The sequence below is a fragment of the Polaribacter pectinis genome (assembly GCF_014352875.1).
GTDB classification, from domain to species: Bacteria; Bacteroidota; Bacteroidia; order Flavobacteriales; family Flavobacteriaceae; genus Polaribacter; species Polaribacter pectinis.
This window is the reverse complement of sequence record NZ_CP060695.1, coordinates 2,405,363-2,423,245: the sequence shown is the minus strand read 5'-3', so window position 1 is coordinate 2,423,245 and position 17,883 is coordinate 2,405,363. Positions and strand designations below refer to the sequence as shown.

The window sequence follows — 17,883 nt, the reverse complement described above, 5'->3', positions numbered from 1 at the left end:
TTACATTTTTAAGCCTCATAAAGTTATTACAATATTTTTTAATGATTACGATATAGCTATTAAAGCTATTTTTTTATTCCTTTTAAATGTATTATCACTATTTTAATGTGTAATTTTGTAAGAATAATTCAATTATTTTTTAAATGAATACTCATTTTAAATTAAACGACGTTACTAAAAAATTACCCAAACATTTACACAAATTTGTGGTAAAACAACCTTATGAAGAATATACAGCGCAAAATCAAGCAGTTTGGCGTTATGTCATGAGAATGAATGTTGATTATTTAAGCAAAGTTGCACACGAATCTTATATAACTGGATTAAAAAAAACAGGAATTTCTGTAGAAAACATTCCTTATATGGATGGAATGAATAGAATTTTAAAAGAAATTGGTTGGGCTGCAGTTTCAGTAGATGGTTTTATTCCGCCAAATGCTTTTATGGAATTTCAAGCTTATAATGTGTTGGTAATTGCTTCTGATATGCGAACTATAAATCATATAGAATATACACCAGCACCAGATATTATTCATGAAGCAGCTGGTCATGCGCCCATTATAGCAAATCCAGAATATGCAGAATATTTAAGACGTTTTGGTGAAATTGGAAGCAAAGCAATTTCTTCTGCCAAAGATTATGAAATGTATGAGGCAATTCGTCTGTTATCAATTTTAAAAGAAGATCCAAATTCATCTGAAAAAGAAATAAATGAAGCGCAAGAAAAGGTAGAGTTTTTGCAAGAAAATATGGGTGAATTGTCTGAAATGGCACAAATAAGAAACCTACATTGGTGGACAGTAGAATATGGATTAATAGGCACTTTAGAAAATCCTAAAATTTATGGAGCAGGTTTACTTTCTTCAATAGGAGAAAGTGCTTGGTGTATGCAAGATGAAGTTAAAAAAGTACCTTATACTATTGAAGCCGCAAACATAAATTTCGATATTACAAAACCGCAACCACAGTTGTTTGTAACTCCAGATTTTGCGCATTTAAGTTTGGTTTTAGAGCAGTTTGCTAATAAAATGGCAATTAGAAAAGGAGGTTTAAAAGGTGTTCAAAAACTAATAAATTCTAAAAATTTAGGAACTATTGAATTAAGTACAGGTTTACAAATTTCTGGTGTTTTTACAAATGTAATTTCAGATGAAAACGGTAATCCTATTTATATTCAAACAACTGGTAAAACAGCGCTTTCTAGCAGAGATAAAGAGTTAATTGGACATGGAATAGAAAATCATACAGAAGGTTTTGGAAGTCCAATTGGTAAATTGAAAGGAATTAATATTCCTATAGAATATATGAGTCCAAGAGATTTAGAAGCCTATGAAATTTACGAAGGAAAACAAATTTCTTTAGAATTTGAAGGAGGAATAAAAGTGGTTGGAGATGTAATTACTGGTACTAGAGATTTACGTGGAAGAATTTTATTAATTTCTTTACAAAATTGTACAGTTTCTTATGAAGAAACTATTTTATTTAAACCAGAATGGGGAGTTTACGACATGGCAATTGGTAAAGAAGTAATCTCTGCTTACTCTGGACCAGCAGATAATAGCTCTTTTGGAGATTTAGGAAAAGTATCTGAAACCAAAACACATAAAATTATTTATTCTGCAGCAGAAAAAGAATTGTACAATTTGTATGATGAGGTTCGAAAAATGCGAGAACAAAAAGTAGTTTCAGAAGAAAAAATAACAAATATATTTAATCAGTTAAAAATAAAATTTTCTAAAGATTGGTTGCTGAATTTAGAAATCTATGAATTAGCTTTGCAAAATAATTTTCTTGTACAAACAGATGTATTAAACTATCTAATTAAATTACAAGAAAATAAAGAATACAAAGGTTTGATAAAAAACGGGTTAGATTTACTGAAAGTGAATTTACCACAATTGTAATAAAAATGGGAATATTTGACCTTTTTAAACGTAAAGATATGAGTTCAGAAATAAAAGAATATTTAGAAAAAGACGCAGTAATTTTAGATGTTAGAACTTTAGGAGAGTGGAATGAAGGCCACATAGAAAGTGCAAAACACATTGTTTTAAATTTAGTTCCTTTAGAAATTGAACAAATAAAATCTTGGGATAAACCAGTAATTGCAGTTTGTAGAAGTGGTGGTAGAAGTGGGCAAGCAGCTCAGTTTTTAGCACAAAATGGAGTAGATGTAATTAATGGTGGTCCTTGGCAAAATGTTGCTAAACATTTATAATAATTAGTATTTAAAGCCTCTTTTACGAAGTTTTTGCAGTCTTTTATAAACTTTTAAAGATTGTTTAAGTTTTCTAATAATAGCAAAAGTTCCACCCAACATTGCGCCTGTAAAAGCACCCATTGTTATTGGGTCGAAATCATGCCCAGTAATTAGGTATTTAGAATAAAATACGATCTCTCCAATTAAAATTGAGATTAAAAAAACTTGCAATTTAGATTTTGAAAAATGCGCATAAACTCCGCAAAAAATCCCACAAATTATAGAGGTGGCTGTAATTTTTGTTAGAAATAATTCTACAATATTGGTTTCGTCTAACATAAAAATGGATGTTATAAACATACCAATTAATGTACCTGCAAGAATACCAATTATAATTTTTTGAATCATTTTATAGCGAGATAAATTTATCTCTAGAAAGGTACAAAATATTTTCTTTGTTTTAGATAAGATTTTGCTTTTGCGCTTTCATTACAGCTTCTAATTTGCTGTGTACTTGTAGTTTTTTATAAATATTTTCTATGTGCTTTCTTACCGTAGACGGAGAAATTATAAGATTGTCGGAAATACTATTGTAGTTTAAACCTTTACTTAATTGAATTAAAATTTCTGTTTCTCTTTTAGAAAGTTTTACTTGTGCTGTTTCTTCTACTTTAGTGTCTGCTAGACTTGGGTTTCTTAACAAGTTTAAGGTCTTTAAAGCAATACTTGGCGTCATGGGTGCGCCACCTTTTGTAACTTCTAAAATACTTTTATAAAGGTTTTCTGCATCAATTTCTTTTAGTAAATACCCGTTTGCACCAGCTTTAATTGCATTAAAAACATAATCATCATCATCTAAAACAGTAAGCATAATTATCTTTATTTGTGGATATTTATTCTTTACCAATTCTGTGGCTTTTATACCATCCATTTGTGGCATTTGAATATCCATTAAAATAACATCTATATTGTGGTTCTCTTCTAATTTACCAATTAATTCTGCTCCATTATTTGCATGGAATTTCACAGAAATATCATCAAAAAAAGAAAGCTTTTCTTTTATAGCTTTCACTAAAAAGTAATTGTCTTCTGCTATGCAAATTTTTAAGTTCATTTGGTTAGATTAATTATTCTTTAAAATTACTTTAAGAATATGATTTATTTTATACGTCATTTGACGTATTTTTAATTAAAACAGAAAAGGAAACATTGGTACCTTTATTTGTTTGGGAGGTAATAGCAACTTTTCCTTTAATTTCGCTCATTCTTTTTTCCATATTAGATAAACCATTTCCTAAATCTACATTTTTTATATCGAAACCAACACCATTATCTATTACAGATGCAATAAATTGATTCTCTTTTTTATCAAGTATAATTTCTACTTTAGAAGCCTCTGCATATTTAATGGCATTGTTTATTGCTTCTTGAATTACCCTAAATATATTCATACCTTCTAAAGAAGAAAAAGTTGCATTTTTATCGATATTATAATTTACTTCAAACAGCATATTTTGTGTAGCAATTTTAGCTTTTTCTACAAAAGATAAAATTCTGGCGTGTAAATCTTCTACAGAAATTTCGCTCTTATTCATTGCCCAAATAGTATCTCTTAACTCATGAATAGTTTCTGATGTAAAAGTACTAATACCAATTAATTTGTCTTTTAATGTATCATTTACATCTTTAGAAATGTATTTTAAATTGTCTATAGATGAAATGATAAAAGTAAGTTGTGAACCAATATTATCATGTAAATCTCTAGAAATTCGTAAACGTTGTTCTTGCAGTCTATTTTGAGTTTTTATAGTTGCCAAAGCATCCTTTAAATTTATTTCTTTCTGTAATTGTTTACGTTTATATTGATTTTTCTTATAAATACCAAAAAAGATAATTCCTAAAATTAATAATGCAGATGCTAAAAAAATAGCATGTAAAGTTCTGTTTTTTATGGCTATTTCTTTTTCTAACAATTCTTCTTTTTGAAGCGCAATTTCTTTTTCTTTTTTTTCAGTTTGATATTTGGTTTCAACTTCTTGTAATAGTTTTAGGTTCGATTTTTTTGATATACTATCTTTATAATGGTGAAACTTTTTTAAATAATTAAGTGCCTTTTTATTTTCATTTTGCAATTCATAATAGTCTACGTAATTTAAAAGTGCATTTTCAGTATCTTCATTTACATTATATTTTTTTGCTATGTGATAGGCGCTATCAATATATATTTTAGATTTTTTTACTTTTTTATTTTCTAAAAATACTTGAGCAATGTTATTATAACTAGCACTAACACCTGCAAAATTGCCAACATTTCTCTCCATTTCTGCAGATTTTTCGAAATAATAAACTGCAGAATCTAAAGCACCTAAATAATAATGAACAGAGCCAACATTGTTTAAAGATTCTGCAATGCCTTTTTTGTCATTTAATTTTTTTTCTAACTGTAAAGAATACTTAAAGTATTTTAATGATTTTTCTAAATCACCTTCATTTGCATATATTATTGCAGCGTTATTGTAAGATTGAGAAATGCCCTTAAAATCTTTTAATTCTTCGAAAACTATTCTTGCTTTATTATGATATTCTAAAGATTTGACATTTAAATTTAAATAAGAATATACCACAGCTATATTATTATTAACAGTTGCAGTTTTTGCTAATTCTTTTTTTGCTTCATAAATTATTAGGCTTTTAAAATAGCTTGAGATTGCCTCTTCATAGAGACCAAGTTTTCTATTGCAAGCACCAATATTATTGTAAATAGAAGCTTTTATTAAATCTTCTTTAACCATTATTAAAGCTTCATTAGATAATTCTTTCGATTTTTTATATTGTCCCAAATCTCTGTAAACAATCGCTAAATTATTTTTTGTTCTACCAATATTTAAAGAATCTGTACTTTTTTTAGCGATCTTTAATGCTTTTTTTAAAGTTTCAATAGCTTCTTTTTGATTAAGCTTATATGAAGACATAGCTTCATTATTTAGAGTAAGAACATCTTGCGAAAATGAAAGAAAAGCTTTTAGAAGAAATGCAATTAAAAAAAAAGATTTTATTGTAAACTTCATAAGTTATTTTTGTTGAATTACAATTTACAAATAAATTTTAATAGTTGTTCCCTTTTCAATTTCTGAAACTATAACAACTTTCCCGTTAATTTTGCTCATTCTTTTTTCCATATTAGACAAACCATTTCCTAAATCGACATTTTTTATGTCGAAACCAACACCATCATCTATTACAGATGCAATAAATTGATTGTCTTTTTTATCAAGCTTAATTTCTACTTTTGAAGCCTCTGCATATTTAATGGCATTGTTTATTGCTTCTTGAATTACTCTAAATATATTCATACCTTCTAAAGAAGAAAAAGTTGCATTTTTATCGATATTATAATTTACTTCAAACAGCATATTTTCTGTAGCAATTTTAGCTTTTTCTACAAAAGATAAAATTCTGGCATGTAAATCTTCAACAGAAATTTCGCTCTTATTCATTGCCCAAATAGTATCTCTTAACTCATGAATAGTTTCTGATGTAAAAGTACTAATGCCAATTAATTTGTCTTTTAATGTATCATTTACATCTTTAGAAATGTATTTTAAATTGTCTATAGATGAAATGATAAAAGTAAGTTGAGAACCAATATTATCATGTAAATCTCTAGAAATTCGTAAACGTTGTTCCTGCAATCTATTTTGAGTTTTTATAGTTGCTAAAGCATCTTTCAAGTCTATTTCTTTCTGTAATTGTTTACGTTTATATTGATTTTTCTTGTAGATAGCAAAAAAGATAATTCCTAAGATTAATAAGGCAGATGCTAAAAGAATAGCATATAAAGTTCTGTTTTTTATGGCTAGTTCGTTTTCTAATAATTTTTCTTTTTGTATTGCAATTTGAGCCTCTTTTTTAGTTGTTTCATATTTAGTTTGTATTTCTGCTATATCTTTAGATTTCTCTTTTTCAAAAAGACTGTCTTTAGAAATAATATACTTATTCAAATAAATATTTGCTTGTTGGTAGTTTCCATCTTTTTGAAAACTTTTTGCCAATGTTTTACAACTAGATGTTATAAATTCTAAAGCTTTAACTTCTTCTGCAAAATCAAGGGCTTTTTTTCCAATTTTTATGGCTTGTTTGTGATCTTGGTGTTTATATTTAAAATTTGCGTACGCATTATTTAAAAAAGCAAGTTCATAAGGTTCTCTAAATTCTGTGTGTAATTTAATTGCGGCTAAATAATTTTTTTCAGCTTTAATTGGCTCATTTAAACTGTCATAAGATATTGCAATATTCGTTAATGGATAAGCAGCATACCTTTCATAATCATTTTCAGTAAAATATTTTTTTGCTTTTTCGGCACTTTTAATTGCTTTTAAATACTCTTTGTTCTCATTATAAACGCCACCTAAATTATTGTGTATTGCAGCAATATTTAAATGTTCGTTATTTTTTTCAAATAAAGTAAGTGCTTTATTATTGTATAAAATACATCTGTCAAATTCTTTAATTTTTCTTAAATCTACAGCAAGGTTTAAATAACCCCTTGCTATGTTTGCAGTATCTTTTAATGCTTCATATACAGGAATTCCTTTTAGAAAATTAGATATTGCTTCTTTAAAATTCCCCAAACGGCTATTCACAATCCCCAAACCAGAATAAGAGTTAGCTATTAAAACGGTATCATTAATACTTTTACTTAAAGCTAAAGACTCTTTAAAATAATTGATAGCTTTTGTGTATTCTGAATTCTCTCTTGCAAAATTTCCTAATTGTATTATTGCAATAGTTTTTAATCTTTTATCTTCTACTTTTAAAGAGATGTTATAAGCTTTATCACTATAAAATTTTGCAGAATCTAAATCTATTCCAGTATATTTTTCTGCAACTTCTATATATGTTAAGACCTTTTGTTTGTCAGTTTGTTTTTTTGAGACAATTAATAAACTATCAATAATTTTTTTTCCAGCAGATTGTGAGTAAAAATTTAAACAAAATAGAGTTGCAACAAAACATATTAATTTGGTTTTTGAAAAAAGCATAAAAAGTTAATTGTTTGATTGTTACAGTTCTAAAAGTAGTAAATTTTTTAAAAACAATTAAATATTAGAAAGTACTTCTTTGTAAGAATAATCTATATTGAAGATATTTACGTTTATCTTTTTGAAAGTAGCTTTTGTTTTAGACTCTAATTTGGTGATTTCTTTAGGTACTTTTTTTAAATATAAATGATTGTTTTTTTCAACTTCAATCTCTAAAAAAATAGCTTCTAATTTTTTATCTTCGAATGTTTTTAGTCTTTTAAAACTATAGCTAAAATATAAGATAAGTGAAACTGTAGTTATTATAATTGTAATAAGAATACTACTGTTTTCAGAAATTAAGTTCATCTATAAAGTTGTTATTTTAAGTACATACCTATTGCTGGTTGGTCTATTTCTTCAATTCTAAGAAAACCATTTACATAAAAACTTTCTCCTAGCATATCATCTTTTAAACCTTTCTTTTTTTTGTAAATCCAAAGCAGTGCTGTAGCATTTTTATCATTTTTAAACAAATATTCATATTTGTCATCATAGGTTTTAAAACTACTTACTGTAAAATTTAAATTAAACGAGTTGTTATTAAATTTTACAATAAAATTTGTGTTGCTGCCAACTTGTATGTTATTAAAGTCTGTTGTTTTTATTTCTGCAGAACCTGTAAGTTTTTTTACAGCTTCTTTTATAAACACAAAGTCATAATCCCATTTTTTTGTTTTAAATGTTGAAGAATTAACAGTATTGTTTGTATAGTTAGTCTTTTTAATTTCTTTCTTTTTTAAAGGAACTACAGCAACATTTGCAAAGTTACCATGTCTGTTTATAAAGATTCTATCAAATTGAGTACTTCCAGTTACATCTCCGTTTTCAAAATAGATTTCTCTAAAATAGAAATATTGGTATTTTCCAGATTTAGAGTGTTTTTTTACCCAATTATCTTTTTTATCATACACATAATCATAAGTTGATATGGAATTGGTTTTAGATTTCTGATGAGATTTAGAAAGATTTCCTTCTTTATCATATTCGTATGTAGTTGATGTGTTTCCGTATTTACTTTCTGAGTTGTAAGAAACTTTTACATCATCATCATAAATAGTTTTGTAGGTTCCAATAATACTGCCATCTGTACTACTGTAACTTGTTCTAATTTCTGTTTTTTTATCACCCTTATAACTGTAGCTTACATCTGCTGATAATTTATTGCTTTTAGAATATTCTTTTTTACTTATTACCCTTCCTCTTCTATCATTTACAAATACAGTATAGAATTTGCTGCCATCTGTGTAAATAGATTCTCTTTTGGTTAAATTACCTTTTTTGTCATAAGTAAAAACATAATGAGTGGAGTATTTTCCTTGAGAATCACTAATATCTTTTGTGCCAATTAACAAACCATCTGAATTATAATTGTAAAGTTTTTTTGTTGGAGTTCCGCTTGTGTATTGACTGTTGTACAAATAATAGGTTTCTATTAAATTTCCATCATCATTATATCTTTTAATGTTTACAGATTTTTTCACAAAACCTTTACTGTCTTTATCATAAGTATAATAATGGTCTATAGTTTTACGTACGTTTTTATGTAGGTTTTGAGATTTTAAATTATAAGTTTCTGCCTGACTAAACCCATCAAAACTAAAAGCAGTTATGAGGAATAGTAAAAGTGTAAATTTTTTCATTGTGTTTGTTTTTTAAGGTTTTTATAGATGTTTTAAAGGAGGTGGCTAGCATATTTTCTAGAAAAAACTAACCACCTGTAACCCTAAAAAACACTCTTAAATATTGTTTATTTATCATTAAATTGACCAAGCCATTTGCTATCTACCGTAGATGAAATGTTTATTTCATTTAATTCTCCAGACTGTGTCATAGAAACATCGTAAGAAATTTTGTCTCTACAAGTATCTCTAAACTGAATTTCTGTAGAACCAGCAGTTGTTAATCTTGGGTTTTTAATTGTTATACATTCTTCTCCAGCTACTTCTACAGTTAATACATTGTCCATTAAAGTAAATGTTGCTTTTGTACCATCTGGGTAAGGAGAGGCAGCATCAGCAAAGTGCATTGTTAAATTATAAGTTCCTTCAATAGATTTTGCTGCTGTTCCTGCAGTTTCTCCAGATGCAATTGTGTATTCGCAAGTTTCACAACCAGAAGAACTACTTTCTGAAGAACATGCAATTGCCAATGAAATAGTTAAAAATAGTAGTGTAATTTTTTTAAAAGTTTTCATAATATTTGTTTTAAGATTCCTCTACAAAGCTCTATAAACTATTAACAAAAAAAAATACGGCAGATGCCGTATTTTCTTCGTTTTCATAGAACCTTTTCAATAATTTAAGATTTTGGAGCACTAAACTTCCCTTCTGTAATAGTCTTATTTCCTGCGTTAGTATTTACACCTTCAAAAGAAAATGTACCAGTTACAGTAGTTGCTGTTTCTTCTGTTACGATTACTGTTCCAGAGCCAATGTTAAAAGTAGATGTCCAAGAAGCAACTGGGTTTATAGTACCATATATCATACTACTTGCGTTAGTAACTGCGTCTCCCGTTTTATAGGTTCCAACTCCAGTGTAGTTCATGATATTTAATCTAATAAATTCTCCGGAAGATTTAGAACCTTGTACAGCCAAAACATTGTTAGCTACAGTTGCACCAACAGAAACTGATAGAGAAATAAATTCTTCTCCATTTACTTTTGCGGAGAAAGAACCTTCTCCAGATACACCAAGATCGTTATCAGTTGCACTACAAGATATAAGAACAGTTGCACTGATAAATAATAAAATTTTTTGTAAAGTTTTCATACTATTTATTTTTTAGAATTATACATTACAAACTTCTAGATTAATGAGAATTTTTACAATACGGCAATTGCCGTATTTTTTATTTTTTAATAAATTTTCTGTATAAAATGATGAAAATAAAAAGTGCAAGAACACCTAAAAGAATTGGTATTCCGTAAATTACTAGATAGAAAATAAGACCAATAGCGTTGTTTGAAATTCCACCAACTTTATACGCATTTTCTAATTCTATTAAATTAAAATTATAATTATTAAAGTTGTTTTTAGAGAACCTATCTATACTTTTAAAATACAAATCACTTTTTGAGGTAATTTCTTTAAAGTTGAAATTCTCTATTTTTTTTCCATAAGTAATAATAAAATTGGGGTCAGGTTTTTTACCATAATCTGACAAAGAGAATTTTAAAATGGCATTCTCTTCATCAAAAAATAGTGAAGTTGGGGAACTTGTTTTTACGTTATCAATAGAAATATCATCTTTAAATTGTGTGTAAAAATCTCCTTTTTCTATAGGAGATTTCCATAAAGAACCAGTTTCAATTAAGTAGATAAAAGCATTTTTTTTATCAGAATTATAACCTTTTATAATTTTAGCATTGTTTGTGTTTACTAAAAAGTAGACTGTAAATTCGGTTATTTTATTTGGCGGAAAAGTAATTTCCCAAACATACCAATTATCATTTTCTGCATTGGGTTTTTTATAAATTGGTGCTTCAACTCCGTTAATTAATCCTTTAATTTTATATAAACCTTCTACTCTAACTTCATTTACTTCGTGATGAAATTGTACGTTTTCGAAAACATTGTTTACAGGATAACCTACTTTTATTTTTAAGGTATCTGAAGCTGTATTTTTAAAATAATAGGTTCCTTTTACAGTTGCAAATCCTTTGTAAAGTTGCATAAAAATATCTTCAGATTTCATCTGAATTTTTTTATAAGCAACAGTGTCTTCAGGATATAATAATGTAAAACTTCCACTACCACCAGCATTCCAAACTCCTGGTTGTGCAGAGTTAGAAACTAGAAAAAGACTTCCTAGAAATATAAAAAGTAGGTAGTAGAAGTTTTTCATGAAATTATTTCAATTTATTAAAAAATTCATCTAAATTTTTTTCTAAAAATGTGTTACAAACATTGTAAAATCCCTGGGCATATTTGTCTCCATCTACTTCTATCCATTTTGCTTTTTCAGAAAAACGATCTGCTTTAGCATCTAAATAGTTAGAAAAAGTTGAAAAAGATGTTGGTACAAAAGAACCTTGTTTTTGGTAAGCAACAACTTTTTGTTTCTTTAAAACACCATTAATTTCTACGTCATCTTTAAGAAAACCAGAGTATACAGCTTCTGCACCTAGACCAACTTTACCTTGCGAAAAAGTTACGTTGGAAGACGCAGGATATGTGTCTACTGCACCCTTAATTTTTACAGAACCAAACAGTTTACCTAGAGTAGTTTTTTTCTCTTTAAATTTTTGAGGAATGGTAACAGCATAGTTGTTTATCAACCTTAAATTGGTTTTAATTTTAACTTTAGCAGCTCTTCCTTTCATCCAATCAGAACCATTTTCAGAGAACATAACAAATAAATTTACATCTGCAATAATTGCATCTCCAAGTTCTTTAGATAGTTTTGCTTGTAATCCAATACCGCCTAAAAACCCTTTTTTAATTTCTCCTTTATCAGTTTTTCTTTTGTAAAAAGAGGTGTAGTTTGCTGGAACAATTGTTATAATTCCGCTTAAATTTTCTACTACTTGAGGCCCAGAAGCTTTTTCCCAACCTTCAAAAACTTTTGTCTTACTAGCTTCATCAGAATTTATAATTTCAAAGCCTTCACTTTTAAGTCGATTTATATAGTTTTGGTAAATTAGATTTGTCTTTTCCTGCATTTTATCTGCATTTATACCTCCTAAACCAACTGCTGCACTAGCAGTTGCATTGCTTGTGTTACCTCCAATTCTTCCACCATTTCCACCAGCTTTAAAATCTATAGCTTCTTTATAAATTTCAAAGTTTACATTAAATGAGTTTATATAAATTTTCTTTGGATCTTTTTTCATCTTTTTAGCTCCGTAAAATTTAGTTTTTATTTTTAGATCTTCTATATTTTGAGATAGCGCACTAAATGATATAAAGAAAATAGCGATTAATATGTAATTAAATTTTTTCATGTTATTTTGTTTTTAGGATTTTACTAATACAAAACTCATTAAAACAGTAAGTTTCTACAATACGTCATTTGACGTATATTTAAGAATTACTCCGTAAAAACAATGAGTTGTTTTTTTATGTCCTCTTTAGTTGCTTTTTCGTTTTCTAATTTTTCTGATAAATAATCTAACGTTTTGGAGTCTTTCTTAATTGAATCTAAACATAAATCAATAACCAACCTAAAAAAGATTAACAATATGGCTGCGATAATTCCTGCTTCGCCAAGAACAATAAAGAAAGAGGAAAGAATTACCACAAATTGCTGAACAAATATTCTCAAATAAGGTTTAAACATAATTTCTTTTGCAGTAAACTCTAGGTATTTTTTCTGCTGAATATAATCTGTTATAAATTTTCCCAAATGCATAAAAATAATGGCTGGTAAGGCATATTTAATATCTTCTAAATTTAAAATGATTGCATAGTTTTCTATAATATTAAAAGGCTCTTTTAAAATTCCATTTCCTTCTATACCAAAAAGCGAGAACCCAAAGAGTGATTGAATTGCTACAAACATTCCATAATGAACTAAAAAAAATAGAATTAAGCCATAGTTAGAAGATTTTGGTTTTTCGTATAAAATGCTCCACAACATTTTAAGTGCATTAAAAATTCCTATAATTATTGTTTCTAAAAAATATGCAAACAGAATAGATATTGCAGATGCTTTACCAATGTATAAAAGAAATAAAAGGTAAATAGAGCTTAACCAAATAAAAGCGTTTTGTTGTGTTGGGTAAAAAATAGATTTCAACATTTCTTAAGTTTTATAGTTGTAAAGTTCTAGCAATTCTTTTAAAAAAAGAATAAGGCAAATGCCGTATTTTATTTTTTTTCTATTTTAAAAGTAGGGTAAAACACTACATAATTGTTTTACTATTAGAGATGAATATTATAATTTAAAACTAAAATCATGAAGACTATAAAAATAGTATTAACTGTAATTGCATTTTCTTTTTTTGGAATTGTAAATTCACAAGAAAAGAAAGTAGAAGACAAGAAAGAATCTAAAACTTCTTATTACGAGCAAAGAGCAAAAGAAGATGCTAAATTTGAGCAACAGTATACTGCTGAAACTAAAAAAGAAGAAAGAAAGTTTTGGAAAGAACAAAAAAGATACGAAAAGGAGTTAAAGAAAAAAGATAAAGAAGCTTATGAAGCTTACATGCAAGGAAAAAGAGATGCCTATGCAGAACATCACAATCATTGTGATAATCATTGTAATCACGGGCATTATTATCACAGTCATGCTACATTTTATTATAGATATGAATATAGAAGTGAGCCAAGATATAGGTCTAGATCTACTATTAAAGTAGGTGTGCCAAGTGTTAGAATTGGTTTGTTTTAAAAAGTGCTACTTCTAGTTAGAAAAGCTTATTGAGTTTTAACTCAATAAGCTTTTTTATTTTAAAATTCTATGTTTGGAATCTTTGTTTTAATGTTCGAAATTTTAACTTCTAAATTTTTTAAAAAAGATTTATGACTATCAGAATTTTCATTAAAAGGTCTATGAGAAATTCCTTTTTGAATTGTTTCTATTTCTTGCATTGTAGTTTTTGAATCATCAGAAAACCACGTTGCTACAAACTTTTCCCAAATGTAATTAATGGCTGTTTTATTTGGATGAATCATATCTTCTGCATAGAATCTATAATCACGCAATTCATCCATCATTATTTCATAAGAAGGAAAATAGTGCGTTTTATTTCTCGGATTTACTACGTTGTGAATTCCTGCTATTAAATGCGATTTACTTTGTGTGTTTTCTATAAAACCATCTTTTAAATGTCTTACAGGAGAAACCGTAAAAAGAATATTTATATCTTTATTTACAGATTTTATAAGTTCGATAATTGCTTCTAAACTTTCAGAAACTTCATCAACAGAAAGTAATTCTTTTAAAAATTTTTTCTGTGGAATTTTATGGCAGTTTGCAACAATAGCATCAGTTTCTATAAATCTGTAAACCCAAGAAGTTCCTAAAGTAATTATAAGATGAGTCGCTTCCTTTGTTTGTTTATTTGTTAATGAAATAGTAGAATTTAAACTATTTATAAGCTCATTTTTATCCGTAGAACTTAAGCTCGAATGTGCATCGAAACAATGCCAGCGTTCATTTTGAAATACCAAATCTTCAACAGTATATTCCCTTTCATTAATCGCACTTGTAATAAGCTTTTCAATTGCTTTTGGTTGAAATAGAATTCCGAATGGATTTTGAGCAGACTGAAATTTATAATAATCTAATTTATTTCCAATATTTTCTGAAAAACAAGAGCCAATTAATAGAATTTTAGATTCGTAAGAAATAGGATTTCTAGCTTCTTTTTTTATTGGAATTTGTGTTTGTAGTTTCATTAATATTTTAAAACTTTTTTAGTTTTAGATATTTCTTTTGATTGATACAATATAAAGTAATTTCCTTTTGGTAAGTTTTGCAAATTAACATTAATTGTGTGCTGCAAATTACTATATTTTTGATTAGTAATTTGTTTTATAACTGCACCAATAGTATTATATAATGTAATTTTCACCATTTCATTATTTCCTATAAAAGTAATATTAAGAGAATCTAAAAATGGATTTGGAAATACGTTTATTTCTAATTCTTTCGATAGAAAGTTATTTGTAGAAAGTCTTGCAGAACATCCATCTTTAAAAAGTGGTAATGCATCAAAATCATTAAATAGAATAGTATTTACATCAGATTTTGTAGCTCCTAGCCAATCTGTTAGAATTGTGCTGTAAATATTTCTAAAATCGAATTGCATTTGTACACCTTCATTAATATCTACAGCTGTATCAATTTCTGGTGCATCACCTAAAATTTGGTCTTTTACACAACTTCCGAATAGAAATAAAGGAGCTGCTGTTCCATGATCTGTTCCAAAACCTCCATTCGAACGAATTCTTCTTCCAAATTCAGAATACGTCATTCCAATTACTTTATCATCAACATTTAATAATTGCAAATCATCTTGAAAAGCGTTCATTGCGCTCGACAATTCTTCTAATAAATCTGCATGTTTTCCTGTTTTTGTTTCTCCATCTACAACTTGATTGTCATGATTGTCGAAACCACCAATTTGTACAACATATACTTTTGTTTTTAGTCCGCCAGAAATTAAACGAGCAACATTTTTTAATTTTTCTGATAAATCAGAACTATCATATTTTGTAGATAAATTATTTCCTGCATTTGCTGCCGTTTTAATAACTTCTGCATACGCATTTGTTTGAGCAACTGTTTCATTTACAAAAGTTAAAGCATCTCCATAGCAATTATTAGGTATAGCGCCAGTATTAGAAACCAAAGCTGTTCCTGGATTTTCTGGGTCTGTTAGCGCCATAGAAAAGTTAGCACTTGTGCCTTGGCAAGTCTCTGAAACAATTTTTCCAATAGTAATTGCAAACGGATCTGGGTTTTCTGTATTTGGGTAATCTGTTGGAAATTCTGAATGATTTACATCAAAAAAACGACCAATCCAACCACTAGAAACGTATTCATTTGCATTGGATGCAGAATTCCAAATATCTGTAGATCTAAAATGAGAACGATTCTGATTTGGGTAACCTACATTTTGTATGACAGATAGTTTTTCTTGCTCCCAAATGTCTTTCATTCCAAACATAGATGGATGAAAACGAGTTACAGCATCAATTTCTAATAATTCGTTTTCTGGAATAATAATATTAGAGCGTACACTTTGTAAATTGTCATATTGATTCAAGTTAAAAACGGTATTTAAACCATCATTTCCACCTTGCAATTGTATAAGAACTAATATGTTTTCATTATCTTCTAAAAAAGAATATTCTTTGGGTTTTTCATTTGCGAATAGAGGAAAACCACTTAATGCAAATGGCAATGCAGCAGATGCTACTGAACTTAATTTTATAAAATCTCTACGGTTTAGTTTTTGTGTCTTCTTCATCATTACATAATTTGAAATTCAGACATTTGTAGCATTACAGAAATTAAACTTCTCAATTTATTTTCTACAGAAATACGTATGGCGTCATCAGAAGGATTTCCTAAAAAATCGGTGTATTCTATAGTCCATTCAAAATCGGGTAAACCCGGAATTAAAATATCTTTTAAGCTAATGATTTGACTTTCTGTTATTTCATAATTAAAAAGCTGACTAGCCAATTCATTAATTAAAATATTAGGATCTTCTGCATTTGTAATATTTGTAGCAATTAATAAAACTGGTACTAAAGGTGGAACTGTATAATTTTTATCATCTATAACTAAATCGCCTCCAGTTACCAATACTTTACAATATTCTAATCTTTTGGGTAGTAAAAAATTATTTACCCAAGTTTTATAATACAAAGGTCCTTGATAATAGGCTTTCCAGCCTGCAACATCTGGATGATTAAATACTGACTGTTCTAAATCTGAACAAGCCAAATATAGTATGTAAGCAAATTCATATTCTTCTTTTACAGAAGTGGTTGGTGCAGAAAGTAATAAAGATTTTGTAGCCGAAAGCATTAAATCTAAAGGACTTTTAATCATGCAGAATACATTTTCAAAAAAATGTTCAGATGCTAATAACTTCTTTAAAGCTTCACTAATATCATAATCATTATTTCTAACAATTTCAGCTAATGGAATAATAATATTTGTTTCAATTTCTGAAGTAATTTCAGAATTTACAAACCAAATATATAATTGCCTTGTTATATAAAGTGAACATTCTTCCTGTTCAAAAATTTTATCAATTACATCTTTATATTCTTGGTCTCCATTTTCAGAAATTACAGCATTATTAAACCTGTGAGATAAATTTTTATCGCCAGTTGTATGTCTATTACTTTGAAAATATGACGTTAAAGCATCAGCGTTAGTTAAACCTCTAGTTCGCCAACCTGTTAACACTTTTGCAATTTCTATAACATCACTTTCTGTGTAATTAGTATAATCTCCATTGCCAACAGCATCACCTTTACCAACAGTAAAAAGCTCTAATAACTCTCTAGAATAATTTTCATTAGGAGCAGTGTTTAAATTCTGATTTCCACTTAAGAAACGCAACATATTAGGGTCTATGGTAATTTGTTTTGTCAATTCTTTAAAGTTGCCCAAAGAATTGGTTCTTAACAAATTCATATAATAATATTCTAAATGCGGATTCCCATTCACAGAAACAAAATGGTTATGCCAGAAAAGCGTTAGTTTTTCTCTAATAGACATTTCTGCATTTTGCATTTGCAAGTAAGACCAAGCGTATAAAGAACGAGTTCTATATCTTAAAATAATGTTTTTTGCTGATGTATTTGCGTCTTCTACAGGAACAACATCTCCATGTATCCAGGTTTCGCCATAATTTGCAGCTGGGTCTAAAGCTTCGCCATTAGAAGTACCATCTAAAACATATTTTAAAGGTGGATTTGGCAACTCATTTTCAGAAAAAAGTATGTTTAAAGTTTCTGATAAACCTAAAGAAACTGAAGTGTCTACTAAAGATTGAGTAACCCCAAAAGAAGCTCTTCTTAATAAATGTCTGGCTTCTTTTTTTGTCCAACTTCCAGAATATGTATCTAAATAAGGCATAAATTTTTAGTTTTTAATTTGATAAAAACTAATTTGATTTATCTCAAATT

General features: G+C 28.0%; 17 protein-coding genes. 3 read left to right on the top strand and 14 right to left on the bottom strand.

All coding sequences use genetic code 11. From position 1 onward, the window contains the following. The first annotated feature begins 143 nt into the window (after positions 1 to 143). Complete coding sequence (locus H9W90_RS10760; RefSeq protein WP_187481601.1) at positions 144 to 1,904, top strand: aromatic amino acid hydroxylase; 1,761 nt, start codon at positions 144 to 146, stop codon at positions 1,902 to 1,904. Positions 1,905 to 1,942: 38 nt separating this feature from the next. After that, the gene (locus tag H9W90_RS10755) at positions 1,943 to 2,218 is read left to right on the top strand and encodes a rhodanese-like domain-containing protein (protein ID WP_187481600.1); all 276 of its coding nucleotides are present in this window, start codon (positions 1,943 to 1,945) and stop codon (positions 2,216 to 2,218) included. Positions 2,219 to 2,221: 3 nt separating this feature from the next. On the opposite strand, the gene H9W90_RS10750 is transcribed toward H9W90_RS10755, so the two are convergent. The 11 genes from H9W90_RS10750 to H9W90_RS10700 all read right to left on the bottom strand — a co-directional run bounded on the left by H9W90_RS10750 (position 2,222) and on the right by H9W90_RS10700 (position 13,024). Further along, entirely contained in the window at positions 2,222 to 2,608 is a 387-nt protein-coding gene (locus H9W90_RS10750; RefSeq protein ID WP_187481599.1) for a hypothetical protein, read from the bottom strand. A gap of 52 nt (positions 2,609 to 2,660) precedes the next feature. Continuing rightward, positions 2,661 to 3,314 carry a response regulator transcription factor gene (locus tag H9W90_RS10745; RefSeq protein ID WP_187481598.1) on the bottom strand — a complete coding sequence of 218 codons (654 nt, stop codon included), beginning with the start codon at positions 3,312 to 3,314 and terminating at the stop codon, positions 2,661 to 2,663. 49 nt (positions 3,315 to 3,363) lie between these two features. Then, complete coding sequence (locus H9W90_RS10740; RefSeq protein ID WP_187481597.1) at positions 3,364 to 5,268, bottom strand: tetratricopeptide repeat-containing sensor histidine kinase; 1,905 nt, start codon at positions 5,266 to 5,268, stop codon at positions 3,364 to 3,366. Positions 5,269 to 5,292: 24 nt separating this feature from the next. Continuing rightward, entirely contained in the window at positions 5,293 to 7,242 is a 1,950-nt protein-coding gene (locus H9W90_RS10735) for a tetratricopeptide repeat-containing sensor histidine kinase (protein ID WP_187481596.1), read from the bottom strand. Positions 7,243 to 7,299: 57 nt separating this feature from the next. Beyond that, positions 7,300 to 7,590 carry a hypothetical protein gene (locus tag H9W90_RS10730; RefSeq protein WP_187481595.1) on the bottom strand — a complete coding sequence of 97 codons (291 nt, stop codon included), beginning with the start codon at positions 7,588 to 7,590 and terminating at the stop codon, positions 7,300 to 7,302. Positions 7,591 to 7,601: 11 nt separating this feature from the next. After that, a complete protein-coding gene (locus tag H9W90_RS10725; RefSeq protein WP_187481594.1) occupies positions 7,602 to 8,924 on the bottom strand; it encodes a hypothetical protein in 1,323 nt (440 codons plus the stop codon). Positions 8,925 to 9,031: 107 nt separating this feature from the next. Beyond that, the gene (locus H9W90_RS10720) at positions 9,032 to 9,478 is read right to left on the bottom strand and encodes a hypothetical protein (RefSeq protein ID WP_187481593.1); all 447 of its coding nucleotides are present in this window, start codon (positions 9,476 to 9,478) and stop codon (positions 9,032 to 9,034) included. Positions 9,479 to 9,582: 104 nt separating this feature from the next. Next, positions 9,583 to 10,053, bottom strand: a complete 471-nt coding sequence (locus H9W90_RS10715) for a DUF6252 domain-containing protein (protein ID WP_187481592.1) — start codon at positions 10,051 to 10,053, stop codon at positions 9,583 to 9,585. 79 nt (positions 10,054 to 10,132) lie between these two features. Then, entirely contained in the window at positions 10,133 to 11,128 is a 996-nt protein-coding gene (locus H9W90_RS10710; RefSeq protein WP_187481591.1) for a hypothetical protein, read from the bottom strand. A 4-nt stretch (positions 11,129 to 11,132) separates the two neighbouring features. After that, positions 11,133 to 12,227 (bottom strand): hypothetical protein, encoded by a 1,095-nt coding sequence (locus tag H9W90_RS10705; RefSeq protein ID WP_187481590.1) that lies wholly within the window; start codon positions 12,225 to 12,227, stop codon positions 11,133 to 11,135. A gap of 86 nt (positions 12,228 to 12,313) precedes the next feature. Then, entirely contained in the window at positions 12,314 to 13,024 is a 711-nt protein-coding gene (locus H9W90_RS10700; RefSeq protein ID WP_187481589.1) for a DUF6498-containing protein, read from the bottom strand. Between the two features lie 156 nt (positions 13,025 to 13,180). On the opposite strand from H9W90_RS10700, the gene H9W90_RS10695 reads away from it, so the two are divergent. Continuing rightward, on the top strand, positions 13,181 to 13,618 hold the full coding sequence (locus H9W90_RS10695) for a hypothetical protein (protein WP_187481588.1): 438 nt from the start codon (positions 13,181 to 13,183) through the stop codon (positions 13,616 to 13,618). Between the two features lie 59 nt (positions 13,619 to 13,677). Here the strand turns inward: H9W90_RS10695 and H9W90_RS10690 are convergent, their stop codons facing one another. The 3 genes from H9W90_RS10690 to H9W90_RS10680 are packed head-to-tail and all read right to left on the bottom strand — an operon-like array spanning position 13,678 to position 17,833. Further along, complete coding sequence (locus H9W90_RS10690; RefSeq protein WP_187481587.1) at positions 13,678 to 14,628, bottom strand: GSCFA domain-containing protein; 951 nt, start codon at positions 14,626 to 14,628, stop codon at positions 13,678 to 13,680. Next, positions 14,628 to 16,208: a DUF1501 domain-containing protein gene (locus tag H9W90_RS10685; RefSeq protein WP_187481586.1), complete on the bottom strand. Its 1,581-nt coding sequence runs from the start codon at positions 16,206 to 16,208 to the stop codon at positions 14,628 to 14,630. The genes H9W90_RS10690 and H9W90_RS10685 overlap by 1 nt, the downstream gene beginning before the upstream one ends. Further along, positions 16,208 to 17,833, bottom strand: a complete 1,626-nt coding sequence (locus H9W90_RS10680) for a DUF1800 domain-containing protein (protein ID WP_187481585.1) — start codon at positions 17,831 to 17,833, stop codon at positions 16,208 to 16,210. Before H9W90_RS10680 ends, H9W90_RS10685 begins: the two co-directional genes overlap by 1 nt. Between the last annotated feature and the right edge of the window lie 50 nt (positions 17,834 to 17,883).